The sequence below is a fragment of the Ruegeria sp. BC7 genome, assembly GCF_056539165.1.
Map to the genome: position 1 here is coordinate 642147 of NZ_JBQFUL010000003.1, position 26826 is coordinate 668972.

Below are 26826 nucleotides of genomic sequence, written 5' to 3' on the forward strand. Positions count from 1 at the left end.
CTTCAACAGACCCTTTAAATCCCTATCACCAATCAAGTGTCGCTGGGCAAATACGTCCAGCGATACTTTGGCGGGGTCGGTCCCTTGTTTCGGCCACCCTGCTGAGTTTGCTCCCACGCATGAGCAAGAATGCCGACGGACCGGGACAGGCAAAACAGGCCGCGCGCCAGCGGTGCGTCAAAACCAAGCTCGGCATAGATCACTGCTGTGGCACCGTCGATATTCATCGGAACGGGTTTGCCTTTGCGTCGGGCCAGTTCCCCTTCGATGTCAGTCGCAACGGACTTGTAACACCCGTCACAAGCGCCCGCCCCAATCGCTTCGTCCACAAGGCTCATCAAACGAGGGGCGCGCGGATCGGTTGGGGTGTGAAAGCGGTGACCGAACCCGGGCAGAATTTTTCCCTGCGCGGCGATCCAGTCATCCAATGCGGGGCCAACGGCGGATAGGTGCGCGTTGACGAACTGATACAGAGTCACGGCTTGTTCCCCAGCGCCGCCGTGGATGTCGCCCAGCATATTCACCGCGCTAGCCATAGCATTGTTGAGCGGTAGCCCACACGTCACTGCCATGCGCGCGGTTGCGATCGAAGGGGCTTGCGGCCCGTGATCCACGGCAGCAACCAAGGCGGCCTCGAACAATTTCAACTGTTCGGGGGATGGCCTGTCACCGCGCACCATGAACCAGATCATTTCCGCGAAACCAACGGTGCCGATCAGGTCCTGAATGGGTGTACCCCGCAGGTCTATTCGACCGGGTTCCATGTCGATGATGGCTGTTGACCACCAGTCGGCGACGTCGCTCATATGACACCCTCCTTCACCAGCGCGTTGATTTCGTCACGGGTCAGGCCAAGCTCTGACCAGATCGCGGCATTATCCGCCCCCAAATCCGGCGGGGCGGTTCGGGGCATTCTGCGTTGACCGTCCATCACGACCGGGCTGCCGGTCAGTTTCAGCTCTTCGCTCTGAACCGGCAGAGATCCAATCAACCCGCGGCCCGCAAGCTGTTCATCAGCCAGCGCCTCGGGCACGGTCATCACCTGCCCGGTCGGAACGCCAATCGCGTTTAACTCACCAACCCAGTCCCGGGAGGGCCGGGTGCGCAGGGTGGCTTCCAGATCGTCCCTGAGGGCGAGGCGGTTCCTCTTGCGATCTTCGCGTGTGGCATAGTCAGGATTGCCCAGCAAATCGTCCCGCCCAAGGTGTCGGGCAAGCGCCTGCCATTGTTTGTCGCGGTTGGCTGCGATGTTGATCGGGTTATCCGCAGTAGCAAAGGTTCCCGACGGCGCGGACGTGGTGTTTTCGTTCCCATGCGCTCCCGGCGTGACGCCCCCGATCAGGTAGTTCGACACCACCCAGCCCATGGTCGAAATTACCGCCTCGGACATTGCGATATCCAGAAAGGCGCCGCGCGGCTTGGCGTTCAGGGCGGCACTGACTGCGAAGGCAGCCGTCAGCCCTCCGACAGTATCGGCCAGCGGGTAACCGACGCGATAGGGTGCTGTATCGGCCGCTCCGGTTATCGACATGACGCCGCTGATGCCCTGAACGATCTGGTCGTAGGCCGGATCTTTTTTGCGAGGGCCGTCCTGCCCAAATCCGCTGATCGCGCAATAGATCAGGTTGGCGTTTTCACCGCGCAGAACCTCATAGCCAAGGCCAAGGCGATCCATCACGCCGGGCCGGAAGTTTTCGACCAGCACATCGGCGGTTTGAACCAGCTTCTTCAGCAAAACTTTGCCCTTGGCGGATTTCATATCCAGCGTGACGGATTTCTTGCCCGCGTTCTGGGCAAGAAAGCTGATGCCCATCCCGGCCCTGTTGCGATCAGGGTCAGCCCCCAACACCCGAGCAAGGTCGCCGCCCTCGGGACGTTCGACCTTGATCACCTCGGCGCCCATGAGGGCAAGCTGATAGCAGCAATACGGGCCTGCCAGAACATTCGTCAGGTCAAGAACCCGTATCCCTGCCAGAGGCTCAGTCGCCATCGGCGATACCGGCAGCCCGCGCCCGTGCGCGGCGCGCGCGATAGCTGGGCAGCAGCACCAGCAACGCGGCGATCACCAGCAGACCCAGCGTCATGGGACGTTCCCAGATAAACGCGATCCCATCATAGAGCTGCATGGACCTCGCAAAGTTGTCCTCCATCATGCCGCCAAGGATGAACCCGATCAGAAGCGGGGCCAGCGGATAGTCGGCAAACTTCAAAGCCGTGGCGCAGACGCCAAAACCGACAAGGATCAACAGCTCGGTCGCATTGTTCTGGCCGATATACGCCCCCATCAGGGTAAAGAACAAAATGAACGGGATCAGGTAATTGCGTGGAACCGACAGCACCTTGGCGATGTAGGGGATCAGCGGCAGGTTCAGGATCAGCAGGACAAGGTTGCCGATGAACATCGACATGATCACCGCCCAAAAGATCTGAGGCTCGTCCAGCATCAGGCGCGGGCCGGGCGTCACGTTCAAGGCAATCAGCGCACCCAATAGGATCGCCGTTGTGCCCGAACCGGGAATGCCCAGAGTCAGCAGCGGAACGAAAGACCCGGTACAGGCGGCGTTGTTCGCCGTTTCCGGGGCAGCCAGACCCTTGATCGAGCCTTTGCCGAATTCTTCCTGTTCCTCTTTCGGGGCGATGTTGCGCTCGACAGCATATCCAAGGAAGCTGGCGATTGTCGCGCCCGCGCCGGGAAGAACACCGATAAAGAAACCCTGCACGGATTGGCGACCCACGACAGGCGCGATGGCCTTGGCTTCTGCCCGGGTGATGCGCAGGTCCTTGATCTCACCATCGTCGCCTTTCAGGTCCTTTGGTTTCAGGACCAGAAACAACGCCTCGGGCAGGGCGAACATCGCCATGGCCAGCGTGATGAAACCAAAGCCGGATTGCAGGTCCATGATTCCCATGGTGAAACGGGGCAGGTTGAACAGTGCACCTTCGCCAACGGTTGCCATGATCAGTCCAAGGACGGTCATGATGACCGCCTTAGCGACCTGTCCGCTGCCGGCAAATGCGGCGATGGCGGATAGACCGACAACCATCAGGGCGAAATACTCGGCCGAGTGGAACAACAGCGCCACTGATGACAGGGCAGGGGCAAACACCATCAGCAGCACAGCACCCAGCGTGCCGCCGGCAAAACTGGCGATCGCAGCGATTGTCAGTGCCTTGCCGGCTTTGCCTTGTCGCGCCATGGGGTAGCCGTCGAAACTTGAGGCCACGGTGCCCGCGACCCCCGGCGCGTTCAGCAGGATCGAGGATGTCGAGCCGCCAAAGATCGCGCCATAGTATACCCCGGCCAGCAGGATCAGCGCGGCGGATGGGTCGCCCATCGAGATCGCAACCGGGATCATTATGGCGATGATCGACATCGGCCCGAGACCGGGCAACATCCCGATGAACGTGCCGATCAGACATCCCGCGATGACCATCAGTAGGTTTTGGATTGAGAATGCCGTTTGCAGGCCGATCAGAAGTCCTTCAAGCATGTCAGCCTCCGAAAATGCCCGGCAGCGGGCGCATGTAGATGCCAAGAACTTCCTGAACCAGATACCAGACCGCCCCGGTCGCGATAAAGGCAACGGGCAGCATGATATGCCACTTGCGCTCGCCCAGAATGAAAGAGCCAAGGATCAGGAATGCCGAAGTGGAAATCAGGAAACCGACAGGACGCAGGCACAGGGCGTAGATCACCATCAATGCCAGCAGCATCAGCGCCTGATCCAAGTGGTAGTCGCCCAGACGCCGATAGTCGATATCGGCCTCTTTCACCTCGGACTTTTCAAAGCCCAGCAGGATGATCGTTGTGGTGATGATTCCCAGAATGGACAGCACTTTGGGGAAGGTGCTTGGCCAGATGGGATTTCGTTGCATGAAAGGGGGAAGGCTACTGTCCATCGTGAACCAGGCGGCGTAGCCATATGTTAAACAAACACCCAGCAGAACGAGCGCGATCCAGCGATCCAACGCCATGATGCCCCCTCCTTTTTTGTTGTCTTTGGGGAAGGCAGAGCGGCGGTCCGCTCTGCCAATTGTCAGTTAGAGAAAGCCCAGCTTTTTCATCAGATCACCGATCTGCTGTTCCTGCTGCTCGAGGAACGTCTGGAAGTCAGCACCCGAGTTGTGGATGTTCACCCAACCGTTGCGCGCCCGAACTTCTTCCCATTCCGGAGTGTCATACATCTTGGCAATCGCATCCTGATAGGCGGCCAGCTTGTCTTCGGGCAGGCCGGGGGCTGCGAAGAAACCGCGCCAGTTGACGAAGGTGGTGTCGATGCCCTGTTCCATCATGGTCATTGCGTCAGGTGCGGCGTCAACGCGTTCTTCCGCGGTTACGCCAATGATCTTGACCTCACCCGCATTTGCCAGATCGACGGCTTCCGAGAAACCGGTCGACAGCGCAGCGATCTCACCGGACAGCAGGGCTGCCATGGCTTTGCCGCCTGCGTCATAGGGGATGTACTTCACGGCCAGAGCGTCCTTGCCTGCCGCTTCCATCACCATGGCCGCAACCAGATGGTCCATACCACCCGGAACCGAGCCACCGCCGATCGCCGTACCCGCAGGGTCGGCATCAAAGGCAGCCAGCAGATCCTCCATCGAGTTGATGGGGCTGTCCTTGCCCACAACAATCGCCGCATAGTCGCCGATCGTGCCCGACACCAGAGTCAGGTCGCGGAAATTATGCGGGAACACGCCAGTCAGCGAGCGGATCACGATGGGGGTCGAGTTCACCATCAGCGTGCCGTGGTTACTGTCGGCGTTTTCGATCAGAAAGCCAATGGCCTTGCCGCCGCCACCGCCGGACATGTTTTCGTAGGACGCGGTTCCGACAAGACCGGCATTGGTTAGCGCTTCGCCCGTGCCGCGGGCCGTGCCGTCCCAGCCGCCGCCAGCGCCGCCGGGAATCAGAAAGTGGATGCTGTCAACGACCTGATGGCCGTCGGCCAGCGAAGGTCCGGCCAAGCCGAATGCGGCCACAGCTGCGATTAGGGCGCGACGGCCCAGTTTGAATGTCGTCATGGTTTCCTCCCGTTTGACAACCGGCCGCATGGCGGCTCAGATTGGACGGAACAAAAACACACCAACCTGACATCAACCTGTCACGCGGCAAAATACTGGTTGAGCCTGATGAAATTTCTGCTTGTCGAAGACAATATGGACCTCGCAACTGCGATCAGTTCCCGCATGCGGCTGGACGGTCATGTCATTGATCACGCAGCGAATTTGGAAGACGCAACCGCCTTTGTCGAAACCGAGGAATATGACCTGATCCTGCTGGATATCATGCTGCCGGATGGGGATGGTCGAGACTTTCTGAAGCGGCACCGGGCCAGCCGCCTAGACACGCCGGTGATCGTTTTGACCGCGCGCAGTCAGGTTTCGGATCGAATCGGTTCGCTTGATCTGGGTGCGGATGACTACGTGACCAAACCGTTTGATCATGCCGAGCTTGAGGCCCGCTGCCGCGCGGTCCTGCGGCGAAAATCCGGCAGCGCGAAATCTACGATCGAGATCGGCGGTGTCGTGTTTGATCCGGTGGCCGGTCATTTGACCGTGGCCGGGGAAACCCTGTCGCTGCGAAATCGGGAACTGCGCATGATGGAGTTGTTCATCAACGCGCCGGGTCACGTATTCTCGAAACAGAAGCTGGCCGACAGGCTGTTCTCTTACGACGACAGCGTTTCGGACAACGCGATCGAGGTATATGTCGGGCGACTGCGCAGGCATCTCGAGCCTTCGGATCTGAAGATAACCACGCTGCGCGGTCTGGGGTACAGGTTGGACCATGACCACTAATCCCACCGTGTCAGGGTCACTGCGAAACAGGCTTGTGCTGGCCTTGATTGGCGGTGCGGCGGTTCTGGCTATCTTGTTGTTCTTTGCAGTTCGGAACTATGCGGCTCAGGTGGCGCAGCAGGGACAGGACAACATCCTTGAGGCATCCGTAACGTCCATTCTTGATGCCGCCGCACTGAGGGACGGGGTGCTGGAAGTCGATATTCCCTATGCCGCGTTCTCGATGCTGACCACCCCGTCAGACGACCGGGTGTTTTACGCCATTTATCAGGACGGTGCGTTTTTGTCGGGATACGAAGACCTTCTTCTGGCAGGGGCGTCCGAACAAAGTGACTGGGTGTTCACATCCGGTGAACTGCGCGGCGAACGCATTCGGCAGGTCAGCGCAAGTCGAACACTTGTCGGGTTGGGACGGCAGACGGAAATTGCGGTCGTGCTGGGCCAGACGCAGGACGCGCTTTCGCAAACTCTGGACCAGATTTCGCGCAATGCCGCATTTCTGGGTCTTGGTTTCTTTCTTCTGACTGCGGCGCTGTCTTTCTGGATCACGTCAACCACCATCGGGCAGCTCAACAAACTGACAACCTCGGTCACGCGGCGAGGGCCGCAGGACCTGAGTCCTTTCAAAAAGCCGGTGCCTCGGGAAATGGCGCCCCTGGTTTTGTCCCTGAACTCTCTGATGGGGCGTTTGGATCAATCCCTCAGCCAATCCGAAGATTTCATCGCCGAAGCCGCCCATCGCGTCCGCACGCCGCTGGCGACTGTGCGGTCTTATGCCGAGGCAACCCTGCACAGGGTCGAAAAGAAAGAAAATCGAGAGGCACTTCGTGCGATGGTCCGCGCGATCGACGAAAGTTCGCGCGCGGCTGGACAGTTATTGGATCATGCGATGATTACGTTTCGCGCCGATCATCTGGAGAGGGAAGATGTCGATCTGGTCGAACTGATCCGCGAACTTGTGCAGCGGTTGACGCCGATTGCTGAAATGAAAGAGCTTTCGCTTTCCTTGAGAGGCGATCCCACGGTTCCCTATTCCGGTGACCCTATCCTGATTCAGAACGCTGTGCGCAACATGATCGACAATGCGCTGAAATACGCGCCCGCTGACAGCATCGTCGAGATCGAGGTTACCGCCACACCAGATGTTGAGGTCAAAGTCAGCGACTCGGGTCCGGGTTTTCCAGCGGAAGAGATCGAACAACTGACGCGCAGGTTCGAGCGCGGCAAAAACGCGGCCGGAACAATTGGGTCAGGTCTGGGGTTGACCATCGCTCAGGACGTGGCGACGGCCCATGGCGGAACCTTGGTTTTGACGAACAAGCCTACGGGGGGCGCATGCGTTATCTTATCGCTTTAGCTCTGCTTTTGTGTCCCTGCTTGGTGTGGGCGCAGGATTGGGAAGACCAGTTGATTTTCAACGAGGGCGCAGAGGGCGCGCGCCTTCGAGTTATCTCAAGCACGGACACGGTTCTGTTTGCGCCGTTGATAGAAGGCTTTGTCGCTCGGAACCCCTCGATAAGTGTTGAATACCTCGTTTCGGGAACGGCGGATATCGACCGTCGCGTTCGCGCGGCGCCGGGTGATTTCGATGTTGTGGTATCCAGCGCAATGGACCTGCAGCTGAAGTTGGCGAATGACGGCTATGCGCTGGCGCTGGACGACATCGAGACTCCATTGTGGACACAGTGGCACCACAGTTTGTTTGCCTTCACGACCGAACCCGCCGCCATCGTCATCAACCGCGCAGCGTTTGAAGGTCAGGATATTCCGCATACCCGGCAGAGTTTGATCGAAGCGCTGCGCAAGCGACCGGAGGAGTTTCGCGGCAAGGTCGGCACCTACGATGTCCGCGAATCCGGGCTGGGCTATCTGTTCGCAACGCAGGACGCGCGCGCCTCGGAAACCTATTGGCGGCTGATGGAGGTCATGGGCGGTCTTGATGTGCGCCTGTACTGCTGTTCGGGGGAAATGATAAACGACTTGGCAGACGGAAAAATCCTGGTCGCTTATAATGTCCTGGGGAGTTACGCGGCAGTCCGCGCCGAGCGCAAGGATGCGCTTGAAGTGATTTTGCCGACGGATTTCCAAACAACGATGATGCGAACGGCCTTGGTCTCAAGGGAAACGCAGAAGCCGGACGCAGCCGAAGCGTTTATCAGCTATTTGGTCGCTGAAGAGCCTGTGCCGCAAGACAGCCGGTCTTCGCTTCCGCCACTGACATCTCAGAGCGGTGCGACTGATCGCGAGACAATAGGACTGAATCCGGCGCTGTTGACATTTCTGGACGACCTAAAGCGTAAAAAGTTCCTGTCAGCATGGGAAAATGCGGTCATTCAGTAGCCGAACGACGATCGGGTTCATGTTGAGCGTGGACGGTTTCAGCGTCTGGGCGGGCAGCAACCTGGTATTCGTAGCCTGCAGCCGATTGTCCCAATCAAATCCGTTTGCTAACGTCGCCATCGCGTCGGGGAGGGCGCGCAAACCGAAATGCTGGACTACTCGCATAACGCCTGGCTTGTGGCGGCATCCTTGGCCGTTGCGATGATGGCCGGATTTACCGGTCTCTACCTCACGCATGGGGCGTCCAAGCTGGATGATCAAAGGCGCAAGTTCATTGTCGCTTTGGCAGCTATCATTCTGGGCGGCGGCATTTGGTCGATGCATTTCGTCGCCATGCTGGGGCTGCAACTACCGATCCTTTTCTACTACGACGCGCTGATCACCTTGATCTCGGCTTTGGTTGCGATCCTGATGGTTGGATTGGCGCTGCTATTGCTTCACTTCCGGCCCAGAACGATGCAGACGATCATCGGCGCAGGCGTAATCGTCGGGCTGGGCATTGTCGTGATGCACTATGTGGGCATGGCCGGAATGGAACTGTGCCGCCCGGTCTACACCGGATGGGATGTGGCGATTGCGACGTTGGCCTCGGTCGTGCTGTCCGTGCTGGCGATTTGGGTGGCCTACGACAATCGCACACAGCGCAACATCCTGCTGGGGACAGCGTGTTTTGGTCTGGCGGTGTTCACAATGCATTTCGTGGCGACGGGCCTGACAGATTTTGTGGCCAGCGACGCCGCCGGAGGAGCCGGCCCCGCGCTGAACAATCAGGTATTGGCAATGGGCGTCACAGTCGCCGTGTTCCTGATCTGCGGTGCGTTCCTTCTGACCGGGGTCACCTTTATCGAACCCAATGCAGACACGACGCAGGTCAGACCACCGGACCCCGAACCCCAGCCCAAGACACTGAGGGCAGGTGTTCCGTTTGAGCGCGAAGGCCAGACCTTCTTTGCCGAACCCGCGCGCGTCGCCGCTGTCCGGGCCGAGGGGCACTACACCGTCCTCTACATGGGTAGCGAAAAGCTGTTTTGTCCGTGGTCCATTACTGAGGCTGAAACCCGCCTGAAGCCAAACGGATTTCTTCGCGCGCATCGCAGCTATCTGGTGAACCCCAAACATGTCTCGAGTTTCGAGCGCCACAAGGACAACGGTACCTGCTATTTCGACGGAGTCGACGCCTTGAACAAGGTTCCGGTCAGCCGATCCCGCCTGAATGACATTCGCGACGCGCTGGGCCTTTGATCGCAACTCGTGCAGCTCATTCGCATTTCGTGAAACAAGCTACGCGCCCCGTTCCCCTTGGCTGGAACGGTTGATGTGACCGCTCTTTCCTTACCGCAGGTCCCCCAAGGCATATCGCTCGGACCCAGGGAGGAAAAACATGATACCAGCCGGTTTTGAGTATCACCGGCCAGGCGACATCGCCTCGGCCATCGGCATTTTACAGGAACACGGAGACGAGGCGCGCGTGATCGCGGGCGGGCACAGCCTGATCCCGATGATGAAGCTGCGCATGGCCGAGATGGGCCATCTGGTCGATCTTCAGGCTATTGACGAGTTGAAGGGGATCGCTGTCGGGTCTGATACCGTGACGCTTGGCGCGATGGTCACGCAGCACGAGTTGATCACCCATGACGGTCTGGCCTCGACCATCCCTCTGATCCGCGAGGCGGCGTTGCAGATCGCCGATCCGCAGGTGCGCTATGTCGGGACTGTCGGCGGCAACGTGGCCAATGGCGATCCGGGCAATGACATGCCGGGGCTGATGCAATGCCTGAACGCGACGTTTGAACTGTCCGGCCCCGATGGGTCACGCAGCGTGGCCGCGCGCGAGTTCTATGAGGCCGCCTATTTCACCGCCCGCGAAGATGAGGAAATTCTGACCCGTATCTCGATCCCGGTTCCGGGGGCGGGTGTTGGACAGGCTTATGAAAAGCAAAAGCGCAAGATCGGGGATTACGCCACCGCTGCGGCTGCGGTGATGGTGGGCAATGGAACGGCCTCGGTCGCGATGACCAATTTGGCCGACACGCCGATTTGGTCCGAAGGCTCAAGCGCTGCGCTAGCAGATGGTGATGTGAATGGCTGCGTCGCGGCGATGCTGGATGCGATTGAGCCTGTGGCCGACAATCGCGGCCCCGTTGAATTCAAGAAACATGTGGCAGGCGTGATGCTGCGCCGCGCCATCGACCGTGCGCAAAGCCGCGCGAGTTGAGGAGGGGAAACCATGTCAAAAATGCACGTCAAACTCACCGTGAACGGGCGCGAGGTCGAAGGACTGGCCGAGCCGCGCACGTTGCTGATCCACTTCCTGCGGGAAGATTTGAAAATCACCGGCCCTCATATCGGCTGTGAAACCAGCCATTGCGGGGCCTGTACCGTGGATATCGACGGCAAATCCGTCAAATCCTGCACTACTTTCGTCGCGCAGGTGAACGGGGCCGATATCACCACCGTCGAAGGGCTGACCAATGAGGATGGCAGCCTTGGTGTGTTGCAAGAGATGTTCCGCGAACATCACGGGCTGCAGTGCGGTTTCTGCACGCCGGGCATGATCACCCGCGCGCACCGTCTGTTGCAGGAAAACCCGAACCCGACCGAAGAAGAAATTCGCTTTGGAATGGCCGGGAACCTGTGCCGCTGCACCGGATACCAGAACATCGTCAAGGCGATCTCGGCCTCGGCTGACTTGCTGAACGCTCAGAAGGAGGCCGCGGAATGAACGACCAGACACTGACCCCCGAAGAACGCGCCGCCAATCTCAAAGGCATGGGTAGCTCGCGCAAACGCGTCGAGGATGTCCGCTTTACCCAAGGCAAGGGCAACTATGTCGATGATATCAAGCTGGATGGCATGCTGTTCGGCGACTTTGTGCGCTCCCCCTATGCACATGCTCGCGTCGTCAGCGTGAATAAAGAGGCGGCGCTGGCCCTGCCCGGCGTGATTGCGGTTCTGACTGCCGAGGACCTGTCTCCGCTGGGCCTGCACTGGATGCCGACCTTGGCGGGTGACAAGCAGATGGTGCTGGCCGATGGCAAAGTGCTGTTCCAAGGCCAGGAAGTGGCCTTTATCGTGGCCGAAGATCGGTATGTCGCGGCGGATGCCGTGGAGCTGGTCGAGGTGGAATACGAAGAACTGCCCGTTCTGACCGACCCGTTCGAGGCGCTGAAGTCCGATGTGGTCCTGCGCGAAGACTTGGAAGGCCAGACCGAAGGCGCACACGGCCCCCGCAAGCATCACAACCACATCTTCACTTGGGAACAGGGCGACAAAGACGCGACCGAGGCTATTCTGGCCGAGGCTGACGTCGTGGCCGAGGAGATGGTCTATTACCACCGCACCCACCCCTGCCCGCTGGAAACCTGCGGGTCAGTGGCTAGCATGGATAAGGTGACCGGCAAGCTGACGCTGTATGGCACGTTTCAGGCGCCGCACGCGATCCGGACCGTTGTGTCGCTGATCTCGGGCATTGCCGAGCACAATATTCGCGTGATCAGCCCCGATATCGGTGGCGGGTTCGGCAACAAGGTCGGGGCTTATGCGGGCTATGTCTGTTCCGTCGTGGCTTCGATTGTCACAGGCAAGCCGGTGAAGTGGGTCGAGGACCGGATGGAGAACCTGATGTCCACCGCCTTTGCCCGCGACTACTGGATGCAGGGCAAGATCGCCGCCACCAAGGACGGCAAGATCACCGGTCTATGGTGTCATACCACGGCAGATCACGGCGGTTTCGATGCCTGTGCCGACCCGACCAAGTTCCCGGCGGGGTTCATGAACATTTGCACCGGGTCCTATGACATCCCGACTGCGTATCTGGCCGTGGATGGGGTTTATACCAACAAGGCTCCGGGTGGGGTGGCCTATCGCTGTTCCTTCCGCGTGACCGAGGCCGCCTATTTCATAGAACGGATGATCGAGGTTCTGGCCATCAAGCTGAACATGGACGCGGCCGAGCTGCGCCGGATCAACTTCATCAAGGCCGATCAGTTCCCCTACCAGTCGGCGCTGGGCTGGGAATATGACTCGGGCGATTATCACACCGCCTGGGACAAGGCGCTGAAGGCTGTTGATTACGAAGGTCTGCGCGCGGAACAGGCGCAGCGGGTCGAGGATTTCAAGGCTGGTAAGACTCGCAAACTTCTTGGCATTGGCCTGACGCATTTCACCGAGATCGTTGGCGCTGGTCCGGTGAAGAACTGTGATATCCTTGGGCTTGGTATGTTCGATAGCTGCGAAATCCGCATCCACCCAACAGGGTCTGCGATTGCGCGGCTGGGGACGATCTCTCAGGGTCAGGGCCATGCCACGACCTTTGCCCAGATCATCGCCAGCGAGATCGGCCTGCCTGCCGACGACATTACGCTGGAGGAAGGTGACACCGACACCGCGCCTTACGGTCTGGGGACATACGGGTCTCGGTCCACGCCGGTGGCGGGTGCTGCAACGGCGATGGCCGCGCGTAAAATCCGCGCCAAGGCGCAGATGATCGCGGCCTATTTGCTTGAGGTCCACGACGACGATGTCGAATGGGACGTGGATCGGTTCTCGGTCAAAGGCGCGCCCGAGCGGTTCAAGACGATGAAAGAGATCGCCTTTGCCGCCTATAATCAGGCGATTCCGGGGTTGGAGCCGGGGTTGGAAGCCGTGAGCTATTACGATCCGCCGAACATGACCTATCCGTTTGGGGCCTATATCTGCGTTATGGAGATCGACGTGGATACCGGCGAGTGGGAGGTTCGGAAGTTCTATGCGCTGGATGATTGCGGCACTCGGATCAACCCGATGATCATTGACGGTCAGGTCCACGGCGGCGTGACCGAGGCGCTGGCCATCGCCATGGGGCAAGAGATTGCCTATGACGATATGGGCAATGTGAAGACTGGCACGCTAATGGATTTCTTCCTGCCCACCGCGTGGGAGACGCCGAACTATATCACCGACTACACGGTCACGCCGTCTCCGCACCATCCGATTGGCGCGAAAGGTGTGGGTGAAAGCCCGAACGTGGGGGGCGTGCCCTGTTTCTCGAATGCGGTGCATGATGCGTTCCGGCCGTTTGGGTTGGTGCAAAGTCACATGCCGCATGACCATTGGCGAATCTGGAAGATTGCCAACGGGCTGGGGATGCATGGGTGATGGGGTTCGGACCGGCTGGTGCCGGTCCGACCGAACGGAGGGGGCCAGCCCCCTCCGAACCTCCCCCGGGATATTTTTAGCCAGATGAAGAGTGGATCCTGGTTTTGACTTTGAGTGATGTGCAGAACGGATTGGCCGCGCAGGGCTATGTTGCTGATGATCGGTTGGCGATGGCGTTGCACTTGGCGCAGGCGTTGGGGCGGCCATTGTTGCTGGAAGGGCCGGCAGGGGTTGGCAAGACCGAGGTTGCCAAGGCGATGGCGGCTTGGCGGGATACGCGTTTGATCCGGTTGCAGTGCTATGAAGGGCTGGATGCCAGTCATGCCATTTATGAGTGGAATTATCAGCGTCAGTTGTTGGCCATTCGCGCGAGTGAAGCGCAGGGAGGAACCAGCGAAGCGCAGTTGTTCTCAGATGAATATCTGCTCAAACGGCCTTTGTTAGAGGCTATTCGTGAAGACAAACCTCCGGTTTTGTTGATTGATGAGATTGACCGGGCGGATGAGGAATTTGAAGCGTATCTTCTGGAAATCCTGTCAGACTTTCAGATCACGATTCCGGAACTGGGGACGATTGAGGCGCGGGTTCGGCCAATCGTGATCCTGACGGCAAACGGCACGCGTGACTTGTCGGATGCTCTGCGGCGGCGGTGTCTTTACAGCTTTTTGGATTATCCGTCACGCGAGACGGAATTGGCGATTTTGCAGGCGCGTATGCCTGAAATCGAGGGTGCTCTGGCGCGGCAGATTGTGGGTGTGGTGCAGGCGCTTCGTAAAGAAGGCCTTGAGAAGACGCCCGGCATTGCGGAAATGCTGGACTGGTCCGCAGCTTTGGCCGGGTTGGGCGTGAATGATCTGGCCAAGGCGCGGGACGAGGTACAGGCAACGCTTGTCTGCTTGCTGAAAACCGCAGCTGACTATGATGCCGCCCCTCCCGAGGTGATGGATCGTTTGATTGGAAAGGTCGCGTAATGCAGGTCACGCGGTTTCCCTCCCGTGCCTTGGGCTTTGCGGATCGCATGTCCGGCTTTGTCGCGCATCTGAGGATGAATGGGATGCGGGTCGGACCGAAGGAAACGGCGGGCGCTTTGAGCGCATTGTCCTTGATTGACGCCACGGATGCAGGGCAGGCCCGGCGTGCGTTGTGCGCCGTTCTTGCGGGTGACGCCGATGACTGGCGTCGGTTTGATGACTTGTTCGACTCATACTGGTTTAACGCCGGGAAACAGCGGGAAGGGTCGTCCGAGACGACTCATGTTCGCGTGCAGTCGACCAAGCCGATGATCTGGCAGCAACAGGGTAAGGCGCGTGACGATGCGTTATCTGGACCAGAGCAACCCACCACCCCTGATCCGGGCGAGGGAGACGCTGAGGGGGTGGATGGTAAACTGGTTGCGACTCGAACGACAAACTTGTCGCGCCGGGATCTGCGCGAATTAATGGATGATGAGGCTCTAAATCAGGCGGAAAGGGCTGCGCTGTCGATCGCCCGCGCTATCCGCGATCGCCGGTCGCGTAGGCGCAAGCAGGCGTCAAAGGGACCGGCGTTGGACTTGCGGCGCATACATCGGGCCAGTCTTGCGCGGGGCGGAGAGCCGATGGACCTGTACCGTCGCACGCGCCCTCCGCGTCCGATGCGGATTGTTGCGTTGTGCGATGTCAGCGGGTCCATGACCGTCTATTCCCGCGTGTTCCTGGCATTTCTGAAGGGGTTGATTGGCAGCGGCACGGAAGCAGACGCCTATTTGTTCCACACACGCCTGATGCGCGTCACCGATGCGCTGCGCGACCACGATAGCTTGCGTGCGGCGGGGCGGTTGTCGCTGATGGCCGAAGGGTTCGGGGGCGGCACTGATATCTCGGGCAGTTTGGAGCGGTTCGTGTCAGGCTATGGCGCACGCGCGTTGAATGGTCGAACGATCGTGCTGATCCTGTCAGACGGGTATTGCAGTTCGGACCCGCAGGCGCTGGGCGCGGTTTTGGCGCGCATCCGGCGCAAGGCGCGGCGGATCGTGTGGCTGAACCCGTTGAAAGGGTGGGAGAACTATCAACCCATCGCGGCTGCGATGCAGGCGGCCGAGCCGTATCTGGATGCCCATCTTCCAGCCAATACGCTTGAGGCGCTTGCGGCGCTTGAACCGCAGTTCCGGAAATTGTGAAAGGAGCCCCGAATGGCAAATTTCGACATATTCGACACGATAGATGAGCTTCGCCGGACGGGTGACGCGTTCTGCGTGGCGACGGTTTTACGAACGGCGGATGCGACCTCGGCCAAGGCGGGTGGTAAGGCGGCGATCACACGGGATGGGCGGATACTGGGCCATTTGGGTGGCGCGTGCGTTCAGCGTGCGGTCAGGACCTCGGCGCAGGATGCGCTGGCCAGCGGTGCCCCGCAGATGATCCGCATCAAACCTTCGGACAAGGTGGTGAACATGACGGACCCGGATGGCGTGCAGACTTTCAAAAGCGGCTGCCCCTCGGGTGGAACGGTCGATCTGTTGGTGGAGCCGTATCAGCATGCGCCGCGCGTGGTGATTTTCGGCGGGTCGCCAATCGCGTCTGCCCTTGCAGATCACGCGGCGTTGGCCGGGTTTCGGGTCTGTGTCACCGAAACCGGCGGCACACACACGCATTTTGAACCGGATTCGGTCAATGATCTGGGGCTTGAGGCCCGGGATTTCGTGGTCGTGGCGTCTCAGGGGCGCGGTGACGCCGTGGCGCTTGAGGCTGCTCTGAACACACCGGCGCGGCGTGTTTCCATGGTTGCCAGTCGCCGCAAGGCGGACGCACTGATCGACAAGTTGGTGGCAAATGGGCTTGATCCGGCGCGCGCAGGACAACTGAAATCCCCGGCCGGATTGGATATCCACGCCATTGATCCGCATGAGATCGCCCTGTCGATCCTGGCCGAAATCGTCATGTGGCGGAACACGGACAAGACAAGGGAGGTGTCTGAGGATGAAAAACTTGCTTAAACACGTGCGGGCATTGTGGCCGACGCGCATCGAACAAACCCCCAAACAGGCGACGGAAACCGCGCTTTTGGTTTTCCCGAAATGTTGTTGAACAAAGGAAATGTGAATGGAACTGTCTGACGAAATCCGCATCGCGGCCCCTCGGGATGTTGTATACAAGGCGTTGAACACGCCCGAGATTCTGCAGGAGTGTATTCCGGGTTGCGAGGAGCTGGTCCAGCATTCACCCGAGGAGCTTGAGGCCAAAGTGGTCCTGAAGATTGGCCCGGTCAAAGCACGGTTTGCCGGACAGGTCACGTTGGACAACTCGAATGCGCCCGGTGGGTTTTCTTTGACCGGCGAAGGCAAAGGGGGCGCTGCTGGCTTTGCCAAGGGCGGGGCCCAAGTGACGTTGACTGAAGACGGGGCCGAGACCGTGCTGGCCTATACCGCCAAGGTCGAGGTTGGCGGCAAGATCGCCCAGCTTGGCAGCCGATTGATTGCTGGCACGGCCAAGAAGCTCTCGGGCAAGTTCTTCACCAAGTTTGGTGAGGTTGTATCGGAACAGGCTGTTTCCTGACTGGATTGGGCTGGTCGGGCCAAGTGCCCGGCCAAGTCGGACGCAATTCAGTTGACGGCAAACGCAATCGGCGCAATCACCATGGCTATGGACGGGATGCTCGTGGCAGGAGGCTTCGGTGAAGAACAGCGCGGTGCTGGAACAACTGGAAAACTGGATTGCGGTCAGGCCGGGTGACTTGCAGGCGATCCGCCGTCTGGTCACGCTTCTGGATATGTCGGATGGCGCGCATCGCGGTTCCGGTGCCTTTGGACGGGCCCAGTCCAAGGTTGCATCCACACTGCCCAAGGACTGGCAACAGACGTTATTGGACCCGTCGAAATGTGCTCAGGCGTACGGAGGATGGCTGAATGTTCTGAAATCCGCGCGCATCAAGCACGCAGTGCCGGTTGCTCAGGTGTTTTCAGGGCAGGTGTTGAAGGTTCGGGGCGAAACCCCTTATTGCGACGCGCGCCTGAAGTTCTTTGCAGAAACCAAGGTAATCCCGGCGCTGTGCCACGGTTGCTATAAGGTGCAGATTTTGCCTGAAACATTCGAGAAGATGATCCAGGCCTATCTGTTGCTGCTGAACCTTGATCTTCCGGGCGACAATACCAGAAAATGCATGATCGAACTGCGCGACGGGGTCAAATACCCGTACAAGGGTTACATCTATTGCAACAGCGCGGATGAAGCCAAAGCCTGCCTTGCGGCGTTTCAGGTCAAGCTGGCAGAGTTTGGTGTGACGGGCCTTCATTTGAAGATCTCTCACGGCTGTTCGGAATACGGGCTTGAATACCCTGCGTTCAAGTATTCTGAGAGTTCGGAACAGACCGAATTTGAAACGCCGACAGATTGGGCGGGAATCGAAGAGAAATACTTCAAGGGCATGAAGTTTCCCAAACCGCAGGCCAAAGCCTACTCAAAGCCCTTCGTCAGTCTGCGCGACGTGTTCGTTTTGCGAACCTGGACCAAATATGCCGAGTTGATTGGGGATGACACGGCAGGTGCCTATGCCGCTCAGGGCGGTCCCGATTTGCCAGTTCAGTTCGCGAAGCGGGTCAAGGCGCAAGCATCGAAGAGAAACGCCGAGCTGACAGAGCTTGCCGCGATGTCCTGAGATTTGGCAGGCCAATTCAAAAGACAAAAAAACCGCTTTTTGCATTCGTTGCTTCAAATTTCGGGTGATCTGGTGCCCAGGAGAGGACTCGAACCTCCACGTCCATACGGACACTAGCACCTGAAGCTAGCGCGTCTACCAATTCCGCCACCTGGGCAGGTGTCGTGGAGGGGCGTTTAAGCCTACTGGCGGTGGGCGTCAACCAGATTCGGGAAGTTTTTTGAAAGTTTTTTGACTGACGTCCGAGGTCGACGGAACTGGGCCTCGATTTCCGAAATGCGCGGCGTTATTGCGCCTTGTTTGCTTGGGCTTTGAGGGGTAGATCGTGTTAGACCCATCAGCAGGAGCCCTCGCATGTCCAAACTGGTCACGATTTATGGCGGATCCGGATTTGTTGGCCGATACGTCGCCCGGCGTATGGCAGGTGAAGGGTGGCGCGTCCGGGTGGCCGTACGGCGACCAAATGAGGCCATGTTCGTCAAGACATACGGTGTTGTGGGCCAGGTTGAGCCCATTCTGTGCAATATCCGCGATGACGCCTCGGTTGCGCTGGCGATGCAGGGCGCAGATGCAGTGGTCAACTGCGTTGGCGTGCTGAACGAGCTGGGCAAGAATGAGTTCGACGCTGTGCAGGCCGATGGTGCCGAGCGTATTGCGCGGCTGGCTGCACAGCAGGGGGTCGCGCAGATGGTGCATATCTCTGCAATCGGTGCGGATGCAGAGTCGGACAGCCAGTATTCTCGAACCAAGGCGCAGGGTGAGGCTGCAGTTCTGGAGCATATGCCGGGCGCGGTTATCTTGCGCCCTTCGGTCATTTTCGGGACCGAAGATCAGTTCTTCAACCGCTTTGCGGGCATGACGCGGATGAGCCCGTTCCTGCCGTTGGTGGGCGCAGGGACAAAGTTCCAACCTGTTTTCGTGGACGACGTGGCCAAAGCCGCCGTAAAAGGTGTTCTGGGGCAGGCACCGGCTGGCGTGTGTGAACTGGGCGGGCCAGAGGTAAAGACTTTCCGGGCATTAATGCAGCAGATGCTCGACGTGATTCACCGCCGTCGGGTCATTATAGGAATGCCATTCTGGGCGGCGCGGATCATGGCCGGCGTTCTGGATATCGTGAAATTCGTCAGTTTCCAGCTTTTCCCAAACAACATCCTGACCCGTGATCAGCTTAAGAACCTGCGGCGCGACAATGTTGTATCTGAAGGTGCGATGGGATTTTCTGATCTGGGGATTGAGCCGACCACTTTGGAATCGGTGTTGCCTGAATACCTGTGGAAATTCCGCCCCTTGGGTCAGTATGACGACATTCAGAATTCGGCGAAGAACCTGAAGATCTGATCAGCTATAGGCGATGATCAGCAATGCTGCGCCCAGTACGACACGATAGATCACGTAAGGCGTGAAGCTGACGCTTCGCAACAGGCGCATCATCAGGGTCAGGGCCAGTAGCGCCGAAATGAATGCAAAGATGGCGGCGATAGCCCCGTCAATGGCCAGTTGCGCATCGGCCTCGCGGATCACATCGACCGACAGCAAGGTTCCTGATGCCAGAATTGTCGGGATCGACATCAGCATGGCGATCCGTGCGCCGTCCTCTCTGGTATAACCCAAGTGCCGCGCGCCCGTGATGGTGATCCCTGACCGCGACGTACCCGGTATCAGCGCCAACACTTGCCAAAGGCCCATGATGGCTGCGTCTTTGATGCCCCAGTCTCCGGCCTTCTTCGTTTGCGGCCCCTTTTGATCCATCCAATAGAGCAACAGACCAAATCCCAGCATCATCCACCCGATTACTGCAATCGAGCGCAGCGATTGGCTGAGGCCGGTTTTGAACAGGATGGCACCGACGATGATGGTTGGAATCGTCGCGATGATAAGGCCCATGGCCAGACGCGCCTCGGCAGAGTCGGTGCGCCCGGTCAAGGCACGAGGCAGGCCAGAGGCGGCCTGCTTCACCTCGGACCAGAAATACAGAACCACCGCGCCCAGCGTGCCGACATGTACCGCAACGTCAATGGCCAGCCCCTGATCGTCCAAGCCGGTCAGGCTGGGCAAAAGGATCAGATGCCCAGAGGATGAGATCGGCAAAAATTCGGTTATACCCTGAATGATTGCTGCGAGAATCAGTTGAAAAAGGCTCATTTACCTGCCCGTGCCGCCGTCACGTATTCTTTGCGACCAATGGGTATAAGTGTGGTGCCGAAAAGAAAAGCGCGCAATTAGGTCCGAATCGGAACTAAAAAGATAAAGTTTTTTCATTTGGCTGGCCGATCCTGAGGATATTTTTCAAAGTAGGTCAGTATAATTGACTTTTCATCTGATCATGTATCTCTTAAAGAAGCTCGACCAAGCCAATTCATGGAGTCTGACCCGTGGCCAAGCAACCGATGCTGAAATTTGTGCAAGTCGATCGCGCCATGCCCGAAAAGCGCGCCGCGGACGCGCGCAAGGAAGACTTTGACGAAATCTACTCGGAATTTGCCTCGGCCAAGGCCGAAGAGCAGGCCAGCCGCTGCAGCCAATGCGGTGTGCCGTATTGTCAGTCGCATTGTCCGCTGCACAACAACATACCCGACTGGCTGCGCCTGACCGCGACTGGCCGTTTGGAAGAAGCCTATCAAACCAGTCAGGCCACCAACACTTTCCCCGAGATCTGTGGCCGCATCTGCCCGCAGGATCGCTTGTGCGAAGGGAATTGTGTGATCGAACAGTCCGGCCACGGCACTGTAACGATCGGAACGATCGAAAAATACATCACCGACACCGCCTGGGACAAAGGTTGGGTGAAACCCGTCGTGCCGGGTGCAGAGCGTAGCGAAAGTGTAGGCATCATCGGTGCTGGCCCGGGTGGGCTGGCCGCCGCTGACATGCTGCGTCGGGCGGGAATTCAGGTCACTGTTTATGACCGTTATGACCGTGCGGGCGGGTTGCTGATGTACGGCATTCCGGGTTTCAAGCTGGAAAAAGATATTGTTCAGCGCCGCAATGATCTGCTGGCCGATGGCGGAGTTGAGTTTGTTCTGAACTGCGACGTCGACGCTGCGAAATTCGACGAAATTCGTGGGAAGCATGACGCGGTGATCATCGCGACGGGCGTCTACAAGTCTCGCGATCTGTCCATGCCGGGCAGCGGTCTGGGCGGGATCGAAAAGGCGATCGACTTCCTGACCGCCTCGAACCGCAAGAGCTTTGGGGATGCTGTCGAGGATTTCGACAATGGCCGCCTGAACGCCGAGGGTAAGAAAGTTGTCGTGATCGGCGGCGGTGATACCGCGATGGATTGCGTTCGCACCTCGATCCGTCAGGGCGCGACCTCGGTCAAATGCCTGTATCGCCGCGACCGTGCCAACATGCCGGGCTCGCAGCGCGAAACGCAGAACGCCGAAGAAGAAGGCGTGGTTTTTGAATGGCTTAGTGCGCCCAAGGGCTTTACCGGAGACGACAAGGTGTCTGGCGTGATGGTGCAGAAAATGCGTCTGGGTCAGCCCGACGCCACCGGGCGCCAAGCCCCTGAGGTGATCGAAGGCGAGGACTATGTCGAAGACGCCGATCTGGTGATCAAGGCGCTGGGGTTCGAGCCCGAAGACCTGCCCACCTTGTTCGGCCAGCCAGACCTGTCCGTGACCCGCTGGGGCACCGTCAAGGCCGCGTTCCAGACCGGTGAGACCGAGATGGACGGCGTCTATGCCATCGGTGACATCGTGCGCGGGGCCTCTCTGGTCGTGTGGGCGATCCGTGACGGTCGCGACTGTGCCGATGCGATCATCGATCGATTCAACGCCAAGGCTGCGGTCGCAGCCGAGTAAGCTCAGCGATCAGGAGGGGCAGGATGCCCGAGTTGCAAGGCCAATGCATGTGCGGTGCAGTCACTGTAACCGCGACCCCGGCGCAGGACGCGCTGGGTGCGTGTCATTGCGATCAATGCCGCCGCTGGACCAGTTCGATGTTGATGACCTTTCCAACCGAACCCGGCTATGCCGCGTTGGGACCGGTTAAGACCTTTACGTCGTCAGACTGGGCCGAACGAGCATTTTGTAGCGAATGTGGCTCGGCGCTTTGGTATCGGATCACTTTGCCGGGTGAGATGCACGGACATACACAAATGGCGGCTGGCCTGTTTGAAAACGCCGCAGGCGGCCCGCTGAAACTAGAACTCTATATCGACAAAAAGCCCGAAGGGTACGCGTTTGTAGGCGAGCGCCGGCAGATGACCAAAGCCGAGGTCGAAGCCATGTACGCCCAACCGGAAGAAGGAGACAGCCAATGACCAAATACGATGCCGATTGGGTGCGCGCCGAAGAAGCCAAACGTCAGTGGATGGCGGAAAACGGTCTCTATTCCGAGGAAGAAGAGCATTCTTCCTGCGGTGTGGGCCTTGTTGTATCCGTTGACGGCAAGCCATCGCGCAAGGTTGTTGATGCGGGGATCGACGCCCTCAAGGCGATCTGGCACCGGGGTGCCGTGGATGCAGATGGCAAGACCGGCGATGGCGCTGGTATCCACGTGCAGATCCCTGTTCCCTTCTTTTATGACCAGATTCGCCGCACCGGGCACGAGCCCAATCTGGATGAGCTGATCGCGGTTGGTCAGGTCTTTCTGCCACGTACAGATTTTGGCGCACAGGAAAGCTGCCGGACCATCGTGGAAACCGAAGTCCTGCGCATGGGTTATTACATCTACGGCTGGCGTCACGTGCCCGTCGATGTGACCTGTCTGGGTGAAAAGGCCAACGCGACCCGGCCTGAGATCGAGCAGATCCTGATTTCCAATTCCAAAGGCGTGGACGAAGAAACCTTTGAGCGTGAGCTTTATGTCATCCGTCGCCGCATCGAAAAAGCAGCCTTGGCCGCGGGGATTTCCGGGCTGTACCTGGCCTCGTTGTCGTGCCGCTCGATCATCTACAAGGGCATGATGCTGGCCGAGCAGGTGGCTGTCTTCTACCCCGACCTGATGGACGAACGGTTCGAATCTGCCTTTGCGATCTACCACCAGCGCTATTCGACCAACACCTTCCCGCAATGGTGGCTGGCGCAGCCCTTCCGCATGTTGGCCCATAACGGCGAGATCAACACGCTGAAAGGCAACGTAAACTGGATGAAAAGCCATGAGATCCGCATGGCGTCCTCGACCTTTGGCGACTATGCCGAAGATATCAAACCGATCATCGCTGGTGGATCGTCGGATTCGGCCGCATTAGACTCGGTTTTTGAGGTTCTGGTCCGCGCGGGCCGCTCGGCTCCGATGGCGAAAACCATGTTGGTGCCGGAAAGCTGGTCCAAGCAGGCGGTCGAGCTGCCGCAAGCGTGGCGCGACATGTATTCCTACTGCAACTCGGTGATGGAACCGTGGGACGGCCCCGCAGCCTTGGCCATGACAGACGGCCGCTGGGTCTGCGCCGGTCTGGACCGCAACGGTCTGCGCCCCATGCGCTATGTCGTGACGGGCGATGGTCTGGTCATCGCCGGGTCCGAGGCCGGGATGGTGCCGATTGATGAGGCTTCGGTGACGGAAAAAGGCGCTTTGGGTCCGGGTCAGATGCTGGCCGTGGATATGAAGCGCGGCAAGCTCTATCGCGACAAGCAGATCAAGGACAAACTGGCGCGCGCCCTGCCGTTTGGAGAGTGGGTTGGCAAGATCAATGATCTGGATGAATCGCTGGCGGGCGTGACCGAAACCGCGAAATTCAGCGGTGAGGAGCTGCGCAAGCGTCAGATCGCGGCAGGATATTCGGTTGAAGAGTTGGAGCAAATCCTCGCGCCGATGGCCGAGGATGGCAAGGAATCCATCGCCTCGATGGGCGACGATACCCCGTCGGCAGTATTGTCCAAGCAGTACCGCCCGCTCAGCCATTTCTTCCGCCAGAACTTTAGCCAGGTGACCAACCCGCCGATCGACAGCCTGCGCGAATACCGCGTGATGTCGCTGAAGACTCGGTTCGGAAACCTGAAAAACGTGCTGGATGAAGACAGCAGCCAGACCGAGATCATCACCTTGGGCAGCCCCTTTGTCGGCAACGCCCAGTGGGAGAAGCTGGTCGAGACCTTCAACTCACCACTCGCCGAAATCGACTGTAGCTTTGAGCCCGGTCGCGGTGCTCTGAACGCTGCATTGGCCCGTATCAGAGCCGAAGCAGAAGAAGCCGTGCGTTCGGGCGCCGGCCATCTGGTGCTGTCCGATATGAACTCGGGCGAGGGCCGCGTGGCGATGCCGATGATCTTGGCAACCAGCGCCGTGCATTCGCATTTGACCCGTCAGGGGCTGCGGACCTTCTGTTCGCTGAACGTGCGCTCCGCCGAATGTGTCGATCCGCATTACTTTGCCGTGCTGATCGGGTGCGGTGCGACCGTTGTGAACGCCTATCTTGCCGAGGATTCGCTGGCCGACCGCATTGATCGCGGCCTGCTGGATGGAACGCTGACGGAAAATGTGGCGCGCTATCGCGAGGCAATCGATCAAGGTCTGCTGAAGATCATGGCCAAGATGGGCATCTCGGTGATTTCCTCCTATCGCGGCGGTTTGAACTTTGAGGCCGTTGGCCTCAGCCGTGCGATGGTGGCCGAGTATTTCCCGGGCATGACCAGCCGGATTTCCGGCATCGGTGTGACCGGTATTCAGGCCAAGGCCGAGGAAATCCACGCCAAGGGCTGGGACAGCGGTCTGGACGTGTTGCCCATCGGTGGTTTCTACAAGGCGCGTAAATCGGGTGAGACCCACGCGTGGGAAGCGACCTCGATGCATATGATGCAGATGGCCTGTGATCGTGCGTCTTATGAGTTGTGGAAGCAGTACTCGGCCAAGATGCAGTCGAACCCGCCGATCCATCTGCGCGACCTGATGGATTTCAAACCGCTGGGCAAGCCGGTGCCGATTGAAGAGGTCGAGTCGATCACCTCGATCCGCAAACGCTTTGTCACGCCGGGCATGTCGCTGGGTGCGCTGTCGCCCGAAGCGCACAAGACGCTGAACGTGGCGATGAACCGGATCGGTGCCAAGTCTGACTCGGGTGAGGGCGGCGAAGATCCGGCGCATTTCGTGCCGGAGCCGAATGGCGACAACCCGTCGGCCAAGATCAAACAGGTGGCCTCGGGCCGGTTCGGTGTGACGGCCGAATATCTGAACCAGTGTGAAGAGCTTGAGATCAAGGTCGCCCAAGGTGCAAAACCCGGTGAGGGTGGCCAGTTGCCGGGCATGAAAGTGACCGACCTGATCGCGCGTCTGCGGCACTCGACCAAAGGTGTGACGCTGATCTCACCGCCGCCGCATCACGACATTTACTCGATCGAGGATCTGGCGCAGCTGATCTACGACCTGAAGCAGATCAACCCGCGCTGTAAGGTGACGGTCAAGCTGGTCGCGTCCTCGGGCGTTGGTACGATTGCGGCAGGTGTGGCCAAGGCGAAAGCGGATATTATCCTTATTTCGGGTCACAATGGTGGCACGGGTGCGTCGCCCGCGACCTCGATCAAATATGCCGGTCTACCCTGGGAGATGGGTCTGACCGAGGCGCATCAGGTTCTGGCGATGAACAACCTGCGCGACCGCGTGACCCTGCGCACCGATGGCGGGTTGCGGACCGGGCGGGACATTGTCATGGCCGCGATGATGGGGGCCGAGGAATACGGCATCGGCACCGCCGCCCTGATCGCGATGGGTTGTATTATGGTGCGTCAGTGCCAGTCGAACACCTGCCCTGTTGGTGTGTGTACGCAGGACGAATCCCTGCGCGCCAAGTTCACCGGCAACGCAGATAAGGTCGTCAACCTGATCACCTTCTACGCGCAGGAAGTGCGTGAACTGTTGGCCAGCCTCGGTGCGCGCTCGATTGATGAGATCATCGGGCGGGCCGATCTGCTGGCACAGGTCAGCCGGGGTTCGGCGCATCTGGACGATCTGGACCTGAACCCGTTGCTGATCACCGTCGATGGTGCGCAGGACATCGTTTATAATCGCCGCAAGGATCGCAACGCGGTGCCTGACACGCTGGATGCCGAGATTGTGCGCGATGCAGCCCGGTTCCTGAAAGATGGTGAGAAGATGCAGCTGTCTTACGCCATCCAGAACACGCACCGGACGGTGGGCACGCGGGTTTCCAGCCATATCGTGCAGAATTTCGGGATGCGGAACACGTTCCAGTCCGACCACCTGCATGTAAAGCTGCAGGGCTCGGCCGGTCAGTCACTGGGGGCTTTTGCGGCTCCGGGGTTGAAGCTGGAAGTGTCCGGTGACGCCAATGACTATGTTGGCAAGGGTTTGTCTGGCGGCATGGTCATCGTGCGCCCGCCGCAGGTCAGCCCGCTGAAGGCAGATGACAACACAATCATTGGCAACACCGTTCTGTACGGTGCCACCGATGGCCACCTGTTCGCGGCAGGCCGCGCCGGTGAACGGTTTGCGGTGCGGAACTCGGGTGCCAAGGTGGTGATCGAGGGCTGTGGCTCGAACGGGTGCGAATACATGACCGGCGGTGTTGCGGTGATCCTCGGAGACATTGGGGCCAACTTTGGCGCAGGCATGACGGGCGGCATGGCTTATCTGTATGACCCCGAAGGCAAGGCGCAGGCGTTGATGAACATGGAAACGCTGGTGACTTGCCCAGTGACTGTGGACCATTGGGAAGCAGAGCTGAAGTCGCTGATCGAGACCCATCACGCCGAGACCCACAGCCGCAAGGCCGCGGATATTCTACAGCATTGGGATGTTGAGAAATCCAACTTCCTGCAGGTCTGCCCGAAAGAGATGTTGAACAAGCTCAGCCATCCCTTGACCAACGAGGCAACAGCCGTTCCCGCGGAATAAGCTGCCTGAAATCTGAACAAATAAACCCGCGTGTCATCAAAAACACGCGGGTTTTCCTATTTCTCTGCAATTCCAACGGTTTTCTTGTGTTATCCCTGTATTCGGGCCTAGTTCGGATCA

Annotated in this window: 22 protein-coding genes and 1 tRNA gene; 16 read left to right on the plus strand and 7 right to left on the minus strand. The window is 59.1% G+C overall.

The genetic code is table 11. The features are described from left to right. Positions 1-32: 32 nt before the first annotated feature. The 5 genes from ACR0KS_RS12165 to ACR0KS_RS12185 all read right to left on the minus strand — a co-directional run bounded on the left by ACR0KS_RS12165 (position 33) and on the right by ACR0KS_RS12185 (position 5025). A complete protein-coding gene (locus ACR0KS_RS12165) occupies positions 33-806 on the minus strand; it encodes a citryl-CoA lyase (RefSeq protein WP_170564619.1) in 774 nt (257 codons plus the stop codon). Beyond that, entirely contained in the window at positions 803-1990 is a 1188-nt protein-coding gene (locus ACR0KS_RS12170; protein ID WP_170564622.1) for a CoA transferase, read from the minus strand. The genes ACR0KS_RS12165 and ACR0KS_RS12170 overlap by 4 nt, the downstream gene beginning before the upstream one ends. Next, the gene (locus ACR0KS_RS12175) at positions 1980-3491 is read right to left on the minus strand and encodes a tripartite tricarboxylate transporter permease (protein ID WP_170386849.1); all 1512 of its coding nucleotides are present in this window, start codon (positions 3489-3491) and stop codon (positions 1980-1982) included. Before ACR0KS_RS12175 ends, ACR0KS_RS12170 begins: the two co-directional genes overlap by 11 nt. 1 nt (position 3492) lies before the next feature. Next, the gene (locus tag ACR0KS_RS12180) at positions 3493-3975 is read right to left on the minus strand and encodes a tripartite tricarboxylate transporter TctB family protein (RefSeq protein ID WP_170386847.1); all 483 of its coding nucleotides are present in this window, start codon (positions 3973-3975) and stop codon (positions 3493-3495) included. A 66-nt stretch (positions 3976-4041) separates the two neighbouring features. Next, positions 4042-5025: a tripartite tricarboxylate transporter substrate-binding protein gene (locus ACR0KS_RS12185; protein WP_170386845.1), complete on the minus strand. Its 984-nt coding sequence runs from the start codon at positions 5023-5025 to the stop codon at positions 4042-4044. A 108-nt stretch (positions 5026-5133) separates the two neighbouring features. Here ACR0KS_RS12185 and ACR0KS_RS12190 point away from each other — a divergent pair, with 108 nt between their 5' ends. The 12 genes from ACR0KS_RS12190 (at position 5134) to ACR0KS_RS12245 (ending at position 17910) form a co-directional block, all read left to right on the plus strand. Continuing rightward, positions 5134-5802: a response regulator transcription factor gene (locus ACR0KS_RS12190; RefSeq protein ID WP_170386842.1), complete on the plus strand. Its 669-nt coding sequence runs from the start codon at positions 5134-5136 to the stop codon at positions 5800-5802. Next, complete coding sequence (locus tag ACR0KS_RS12195) at positions 5792-7159, plus strand: sensor histidine kinase (RefSeq protein WP_170564625.1); 1368 nt, start codon at positions 5792-5794, stop codon at positions 7157-7159. Before ACR0KS_RS12190 ends, ACR0KS_RS12195 begins: the two co-directional genes overlap by 11 nt. Continuing rightward, on the plus strand, positions 7138-8142 hold the full coding sequence (locus ACR0KS_RS12200) for an ABC transporter substrate-binding protein (RefSeq protein WP_170564628.1): 1005 nt from the start codon (positions 7138-7140) through the stop codon (positions 8140-8142). Before ACR0KS_RS12195 ends, ACR0KS_RS12200 begins: the two co-directional genes overlap by 22 nt. A gap of 147 nt (positions 8143-8289) precedes the next feature. After that, positions 8290-9384, plus strand: coding sequence for an MHYT domain-containing protein (locus tag ACR0KS_RS12205; protein WP_170564631.1), 1095 nt, complete (start codon positions 8290-8292; stop codon positions 9382-9384). A gap of 139 nt (positions 9385-9523) precedes the next feature. Next, a complete protein-coding gene (locus tag ACR0KS_RS12210) occupies positions 9524-10357 on the plus strand; it encodes an FAD binding domain-containing protein (protein WP_170564634.1) in 834 nt (277 codons plus the stop codon). 12 nt (positions 10358-10369) lie between these two features. Then, the gene (locus ACR0KS_RS12215) at positions 10370-10864 is read left to right on the plus strand and encodes a (2Fe-2S)-binding protein (RefSeq protein ID WP_170564637.1); all 495 of its coding nucleotides are present in this window, start codon (positions 10370-10372) and stop codon (positions 10862-10864) included. Further along, on the plus strand, positions 10861-13278 hold the full coding sequence (locus ACR0KS_RS12220) for an aerobic carbon-monoxide dehydrogenase large subunit (RefSeq protein ID WP_170564640.1): 2418 nt from the start codon (positions 10861-10863) through the stop codon (positions 13276-13278). The genes ACR0KS_RS12215 and ACR0KS_RS12220 overlap by 4 nt, the downstream gene beginning before the upstream one ends. A 170-nt stretch (positions 13279-13448) precedes the next feature. After that, complete coding sequence (locus ACR0KS_RS12225) at positions 13449-14249, plus strand: AAA family ATPase (protein ID WP_480693225.1); 801 nt, start codon at positions 13449-13451, stop codon at positions 14247-14249. Continuing rightward, entirely contained in the window at positions 14249-15436 is a 1188-nt protein-coding gene (locus ACR0KS_RS12230; RefSeq protein ID WP_170564646.1) for a VWA domain-containing protein, read from the plus strand. Before ACR0KS_RS12225 ends, ACR0KS_RS12230 begins: the two co-directional genes overlap by 1 nt. A 12-nt stretch (positions 15437-15448) precedes the next feature. Further along, complete coding sequence (locus ACR0KS_RS12235; RefSeq protein ID WP_170564649.1) at positions 15449-16252, plus strand: XdhC family protein; 804 nt, start codon at positions 15449-15451, stop codon at positions 16250-16252. Positions 16253-16358: 106 nt separating this feature from the next. Next, positions 16359-16811, plus strand: coding sequence for an SRPBCC family protein (locus ACR0KS_RS12240; protein ID WP_170564652.1), 453 nt, complete (start codon positions 16359-16361; stop codon positions 16809-16811). Between the two features lie 118 nt (positions 16812-16929). Beyond that, a complete protein-coding gene (locus ACR0KS_RS12245; protein ID WP_170564655.1) occupies positions 16930-17910 on the plus strand; it encodes a hypothetical protein in 981 nt (326 codons plus the stop codon). Positions 17911-17980: 70 nt separating this feature from the next. Here the strand turns inward: ACR0KS_RS12245 and ACR0KS_RS12250 are convergent. Then, positions 17981-18067, minus strand: a tRNA-Leu gene (locus ACR0KS_RS12250). A gap of 197 nt (positions 18068-18264) precedes the next feature. On the opposite strand from ACR0KS_RS12250, the gene ACR0KS_RS12255 reads away from it, so the two are divergent. Then, the gene (locus ACR0KS_RS12255) at positions 18265-19248 is read left to right on the plus strand and encodes a complex I NDUFA9 subunit family protein (protein WP_170564658.1); all 984 of its coding nucleotides are present in this window, start codon (positions 18265-18267) and stop codon (positions 19246-19248) included. On the opposite strand, the gene ACR0KS_RS12260 is transcribed toward ACR0KS_RS12255, so the two are convergent. Then, complete coding sequence (locus ACR0KS_RS12260; protein ID WP_170564661.1) at positions 19249-20052, minus strand: undecaprenyl-diphosphate phosphatase; 804 nt, start codon at positions 20050-20052, stop codon at positions 19249-19251. A gap of 230 nt (positions 20053-20282) precedes the next feature. Between ACR0KS_RS12260 and ACR0KS_RS12265 the strand changes: the two genes are divergently transcribed. Genes ACR0KS_RS12265 through gltB form a run of 3 tightly spaced genes read left to right on the plus strand, consistent with a single transcriptional unit; the run spans position 20283 to position 26706 of the window. Then, complete coding sequence (locus tag ACR0KS_RS12265) at positions 20283-21716, plus strand: NAD(P)-dependent oxidoreductase (protein WP_170564664.1); 1434 nt, start codon at positions 20283-20285, stop codon at positions 21714-21716. A 23-nt stretch (positions 21717-21739) separates the two neighbouring features. Beyond that, on the plus strand, positions 21740-22177 hold the full coding sequence (locus ACR0KS_RS12270; protein ID WP_170564667.1) for a GFA family protein: 438 nt from the start codon (positions 21740-21742) through the stop codon (positions 22175-22177). Continuing rightward, positions 22174-26706, plus strand: coding sequence for a glutamate synthase large subunit (gene gltB, locus ACR0KS_RS12275; RefSeq protein ID WP_170564671.1), 4533 nt, complete (start codon positions 22174-22176; stop codon positions 26704-26706). Before ACR0KS_RS12270 ends, gltB begins: the two co-directional genes overlap by 4 nt. Positions 26707-26826 lie beyond the last annotated feature (120 nt).

Bases quoted from the DNA above. Each gene is read 5' to 3' on its own strand.
- ACR0KS_RS12165 (WP_170564619.1), bottom strand. From the start codon at position 806: ATGAGCGACGTCGCCGACTGGTGGTCAACAGCCATCATCGACATGGAA.
- ACR0KS_RS12170 (WP_170564622.1), bottom strand. From the start codon at position 1,990: ATGGCGACTGAGCCTCTGGCAGGGATACGGGTTCTTGACCTGACGAAT.
- ACR0KS_RS12175 (WP_170386849.1), bottom strand. From the start codon at position 3,491: ATGCTTGAAGGACTTCTGATCGGCCTGCAAACGGCATTCTCAATCCAA.
- ACR0KS_RS12180 (WP_170386847.1), bottom strand. From the start codon at position 3,975: ATGGCGTTGGATCGCTGGATCGCGCTCGTTCTGCTGGGTGTTTGTTTA.
- ACR0KS_RS12185 (WP_170386845.1), bottom strand. From the start codon at position 5,025: ATGACGACATTCAAACTGGGCCGTCGCGCCCTAATCGCAGCTGTGGCC.
- ACR0KS_RS12190 (WP_170386842.1), top strand. From the start codon at position 5,134: ATGAAATTTCTGCTTGTCGAAGACAATATGGACCTCGCAACTGCGATC.
- ACR0KS_RS12195 (WP_170564625.1), top strand. From the start codon at position 5,792: ATGACCACTAATCCCACCGTGTCAGGGTCACTGCGAAACAGGCTTGTG.
- ACR0KS_RS12200 (WP_170564628.1), top strand. From the start codon at position 7,138: ATGCGTTATCTTATCGCTTTAGCTCTGCTTTTGTGTCCCTGCTTGGTG.
- ACR0KS_RS12205 (WP_170564631.1), top strand. From the start codon at position 8,290: ATGCTGGACTACTCGCATAACGCCTGGCTTGTGGCGGCATCCTTGGCC.
- ACR0KS_RS12210 (WP_170564634.1), top strand. From the start codon at position 9,524: ATGATACCAGCCGGTTTTGAGTATCACCGGCCAGGCGACATCGCCTCG.
- ACR0KS_RS12215 (WP_170564637.1), top strand. From the start codon at position 10,370: ATGTCAAAAATGCACGTCAAACTCACCGTGAACGGGCGCGAGGTCGAA.
- ACR0KS_RS12220 (WP_170564640.1), top strand. From the start codon at position 10,861: ATGAACGACCAGACACTGACCCCCGAAGAACGCGCCGCCAATCTCAAA.
- ACR0KS_RS12225 (WP_480693225.1), top strand. From the start codon at position 13,449: ATGGCGTTGCACTTGGCGCAGGCGTTGGGGCGGCCATTGTTGCTGGAA.
- ACR0KS_RS12230 (WP_170564646.1), top strand. From the start codon at position 14,249: ATGCAGGTCACGCGGTTTCCCTCCCGTGCCTTGGGCTTTGCGGATCGC.
- ACR0KS_RS12235 (WP_170564649.1), top strand. From the start codon at position 15,449: ATGGCAAATTTCGACATATTCGACACGATAGATGAGCTTCGCCGGACG.
- ACR0KS_RS12240 (WP_170564652.1), top strand. From the start codon at position 16,359: ATGGAACTGTCTGACGAAATCCGCATCGCGGCCCCTCGGGATGTTGTA.
- ACR0KS_RS12255 (WP_170564658.1), top strand. From the start codon at position 18,265: ATGTCCAAACTGGTCACGATTTATGGCGGATCCGGATTTGTTGGCCGA.
- ACR0KS_RS12260 (WP_170564661.1), bottom strand. From the start codon at position 20,052: ATGAGCCTTTTTCAACTGATTCTCGCAGCAATCATTCAGGGTATAACC.
- ACR0KS_RS12270 (WP_170564667.1), top strand. From the start codon at position 21,740: ATGCCCGAGTTGCAAGGCCAATGCATGTGCGGTGCAGTCACTGTAACC.
- gltB (WP_170564671.1), top strand. From the start codon at position 22,174: ATGACCAAATACGATGCCGATTGGGTGCGCGCCGAAGAAGCCAAACGT.